At 50.2% G+C, this 4,336-nt stretch carries 2 protein-coding genes; both read right to left on the reverse strand.

Going from position 1 to position 4,336, the window contains the following annotated elements; genetic code table 11:
• Positions 1 to 75 precede the first annotated feature (75 nt).
• Positions 76 to 1,800 (reverse strand): hypothetical protein, encoded by a 1,725-nt coding sequence (locus tag GX419_06675; protein NLI24369.1) that lies wholly within the window; start codon positions 1,798 to 1,800, stop codon positions 76 to 78.
• 12 nt (positions 1,801 to 1,812) lie between these two features.
• Positions 1,813 to 4,336, reverse strand: a 2,524-nt coding sequence (locus tag GX419_06680) for a hypothetical protein (protein ID NLI24370.1), incomplete at its 5' end; no start/stop codon positions are given.

Genomic DNA, 4,336 nt, shown 5'->3' on the forward strand with positions numbered 1-4,336 from the left:
AAAGCAATGATTGGGTTTATAAATCAGTAAGATCACTATTACATTAACTCATGAACATCATTGGCAGGAAGCACATTATTTCTGTTCCCTGTTTTTCTTTCCCGAAAACGTATATCTGTACGAAAAATTCATCGTAAATTCTTTCCTGTTATTGCGATCCTCCGTTTTTCGCCAGGCCATTCCGAAAGTCAGATCGGCTGTATGGTTTTTCTGCCTGAAAGATAATCCTCCGCGGCCCATAAGCACATATCCTGTCTTTTCTGCGTCGTACCATGTTTTATTGTATGATACGGATGAATAGGCCTGCAATTTATTTTGTGCAATGGATTTTCGCACTGAAAGAGCAGGTCCCAGATAGGCTCCGGTAATTTCTCCGGTACGTGAACTATTGTATTGCAGAACCATACTACTGCTCAGATCATTATCGGGTTTTGAAAATGTATAACCTCCTGAGGCCGAAACAAACAATCCACGGTTTGCCAGGCTGTCGGCCGACTCTTCACGGCTGGTATTCGAATTGAATGAAACATTGATCTGGTGTCTGTTTCCGCTCCTGTCTTCCGTTTGCCAGAAAACGGTCCCGCCCCATGTACCGGTAACCTGCCGGTAATGCAAGGTGTCCGCATTTTTCCAGGGGTCGGGTTCTGACAGATATTCCTCCACAGGCCTCAGATACATATATCGGCTGAAATTGGAATAGGTAAAATTCATCTGCAGGGCATCGGACGGAGAACAGGTCAGATTCAGGTTGTGAATCAGTCGGTGCGAAGTACTGCTCTTGCGATGGCTCAGGTTATCGTACTGCCAGCCCGAGGAAACAGACCATGAAAGCTTCTTTTGAAGGGCTGTACCGGCATACTGAAAGGTGTAGCTTGCAAAATCGTTGAGATGGTAATACGCTCCCAGGGTTCTGTATCCGGGATCAACCCTCTCGGCATACAAACCTGCCGATCCAAAACGCGACGTATAGGTGATGCCTGTTTTGAGTGCGTTGTAACGGGCTGAACCATTGCGGTATTTCAGGGGAAAGAAGGTAGTGCCCTCTGCCACCTCAGGGCTTCTCCTGTCGGGAGTGAAAAAACTTACGGCATACTCAAATTGAACCTGAAGGTTGTCAATAATGCCGGCTGTGCCTTTTGAATGCAGAACCAGATTTTCGGCCGGAGCTTCCGTCAGGCTGTCGGGCAAATGGAATGCATCGTTTTTCCTGTCGGATGCATAAAATATTCCGGCACCAAGGCTGAATTTCTCTTCCCGGCATTCTCCGGCTAACCCGTATCCCATTCTATGCCTTATGCCGGGAAGTCCGCGGATTGTGTCTGGCGATGTTTGCCGCAAAAGACGTCCTCCCATGATGCTGATTTTCCATTTACCTCCCTCAGGTTCGAATTCTGCTCCTGCACCGGTAAACTGATGTCCGTTCAGACTGTATGGTGAAAAGCTCATCGAAGCATCGCCCAGGTACATGCGGATCCATTTCCATGAAGGCTGAAGGGAAAAACGGTTAAAGGGCTGCTGCCAGCGAAGGTTTGCATTGCTGTAGGTGACCGAAAAAGGAAGATTCCATCCGTACAGCGAAGCATTGAGTCCAACCTGCCAGATGGCACCTGATAGCGGATACGGAGAATTGCTTTTCCCGCTCATCCTGCCGTAATACTGCATTCCAACTGTTCCGTTTATCTGCAGGGGTTCCGATTTGCCAATCAGCGACAGATCCTGTCCTGTAATTTTTCCATATGCCATTGAGAGCAGGCAGAGTAAACAAAAGCGGTTTATGTACGGGAACTTTCTTTTTGTCATCGGTTGCACTTGTTATTCTACCACCACCATTCCGGCCTTCATTTCTTCGCCGCATACCACCTGTATCATGTACATTCCGGGGGTCAGACCGGGCAGCATCAGCGGTACCAGGTAGGAATCGCTTCCTTTCAACTGTTTTACCAATCTGATATTACCGTCTGGTATGCGGATGATTTTTAACTGCGCATCATGCCTGCGGCTCAGGTCAATTTCCACAGTACAGGCGTCCCGCAGGGGATTGGGATAGATCTTAAATCGGGTGATCATGGGGTTCCTTTCGTCTGGTTTTGTTCTGTTCTCATCAGGTTGCAGTATCAATACTTTCTTTTTCTGTGCACTGGCACAGCCCTGGTAATAGCCGGTAAGAATAATTTCGTATCTGCCCGTATCGGGAAAGACGCAGTAGCGCATCCATGGAGTTTCGGCAAGGATATTTGCCCGGGACAGGAACCACTTCAGAGAGTCAGGTACCGGCCAGGAAGTATCAATCAGCACCAGGGTATCGCCGGCCAGAGCTTCGCTGGAAACCAGCAGACGTGCTTCATAAGTGGTTTCAGACTGGGAAATGGTTACCGAATCTGTTGCACTGCATCCTTCCTCATCGCTCACCTCTACCCTGTAAATTCCGGCTTCTTTTACTTCCAGCATGTCTTCGTTTCCTAAAAATTCACCGTCACGGTACCACATGTAATGGCTGAATTTTCCCGGAACCAGCCAGTACCTGGCATCCCGGCACAAGGTAATATCCTCTCCCAGTTCAGGTTCGGGGTTTCTCTGGTTGGACAGGGTGAATTCAAATAGAGCTGAGCATTGATTGCTGTCAAGGACGGTGACATAATGTCTTCCTGCCGCCAGCCCGGTGACGGTTTCTCCTTCCACTCCGGTACTCCACAGATACCGGTAGCCGGGAGTTCCTCCTGCGGCCCTGATGTGTATGGATCCGTTGCTTTTGGAGGTACATAGAGGTTGAGTAATCGATATCTGCGCAAGGGAAAGGCTGTCGGGCTGGGTGATTTCCACGGTTGTAAACAGGCGGCACCCAATGCTGTCAGTAAGTTCGGCCGTATATTTTCCTGCCGGTAATCCGCGGATTCGTTTTCCCGTCATGGAATTGTTCCATAGTACCTGGTAAGGTGGAGTTCCACCCTCCGGCTCCAGTTCAATGCTTCCGTCGTTGAACCCGTAACAGGTGACTGGCTGAATGCTTGCCCTGCTGATGGTGATTCCTCCTGAATCGGATACTTCGAAATAGAATACGGCCTGGCAATGATTTCTGTCGGTTACCAGCAAGCTGTAATGCCCTCCGGAGATGCCATCAGCGGTCGGGGCTGAGCTCACAAAACCGTTTTCTCCGGTCCATTGGAACGTATACTCAGGCGTGCCGCCGGCAATTTTTGCGTCAATTTTTCCGTCGTCTTGTCCGCACAGGGGAGAAGTAATGCGGCTTTCTTCCAGAACCAGCGGGGGAGGAGCGGAAAGTTCCTGTATTGTGGTTTCTGACAGGCATCCCTGTGCATCTTTGACGCTGATCATCTTACGTCCTTTTCCCAGTCCGGAGAGAACATTCTCCGGCGCCCAGGTCAAACTGTCAGCTTTTGCGAGGTATGGAGGAGTTCCTCCCCGGATGGTCAGAAAGATTTTTCCATCGCGGCGGTCGTCGCAGGTTGGCTGAACCAGCGAGTCGATGCTGAAGGCAAGAAAATCCGGTTCAGGAACTGTCGCATGTGCCGAAGCAATGACTCCGGCCGTATCCTGCGCGTACACCGTATATTCTCCTGCCGGAAGGTTTCCAAACCTTGCTGAATCGGTATATTCTTCTGTTCCGATGCCGAAGAGGTGTTTTGGGCCCCAGCCCCCGGCAGTTGAAAGTTCGATGGCTCCGTTAGAATATCCTTTGCAGGTGGCCGGAATTACTTTGTTGACGATGACCTCAAGCTTTTGTTCCGGCTCCCTGATCAGGAAGTTCCATACCGAGGTGTTGGTCACCTGCGAAGGGCATCCGGCCGAATCGGTAACCGCTACAAAATACCTGCCGGCGAAAAGGCTGTCAGCCACTGCCGTACGACGGGCAAAAATTTCCCGGACTTGCTTTTCTTCTTCGTCAACCAGATGCAACAGGTACGGAGCAGTTCCGCCGGAAATTTCAAACCGCGTGGGTGTGGCCGGCTTGCCTTTTTCTTTGGCGTATCCGGGGAAAATGGCAAGGGCAAAAGAATCCGGTTGGCCGATGACTGCCTCGGCCACAAAACTGCAGACGGTTGAGTCGGAAACCTCAATACGGTAATGTCCTGAAGCCAGGCCGCCTGTTTCAAAACGTTCTCCGCCTTTTGCCGCCGATAAGAAAATACCTTCGCGAAAGAGCCTGTAATTGTACTCACCGGAATTGGTCCTGCCGTTCAAGCTTTCCATCAGAAGGCTTCCACTTGCTGTTCCGTAACAATGTGCATCAATGATCCGGGCAATGACAGCCCTCAGGGTATCAGGCCGTGAGTCAGCCTTTTGATTCTGTATTACCGTGCATCCTGCTGAGTCGGAT

This window comes from Bacteroidales bacterium (genome assembly GCA_012517825.1).
Taxonomy (GTDB): Bacteria; Bacteroidota; Bacteroidia; order Bacteroidales; family JAAYUG01; genus JAAYUG01.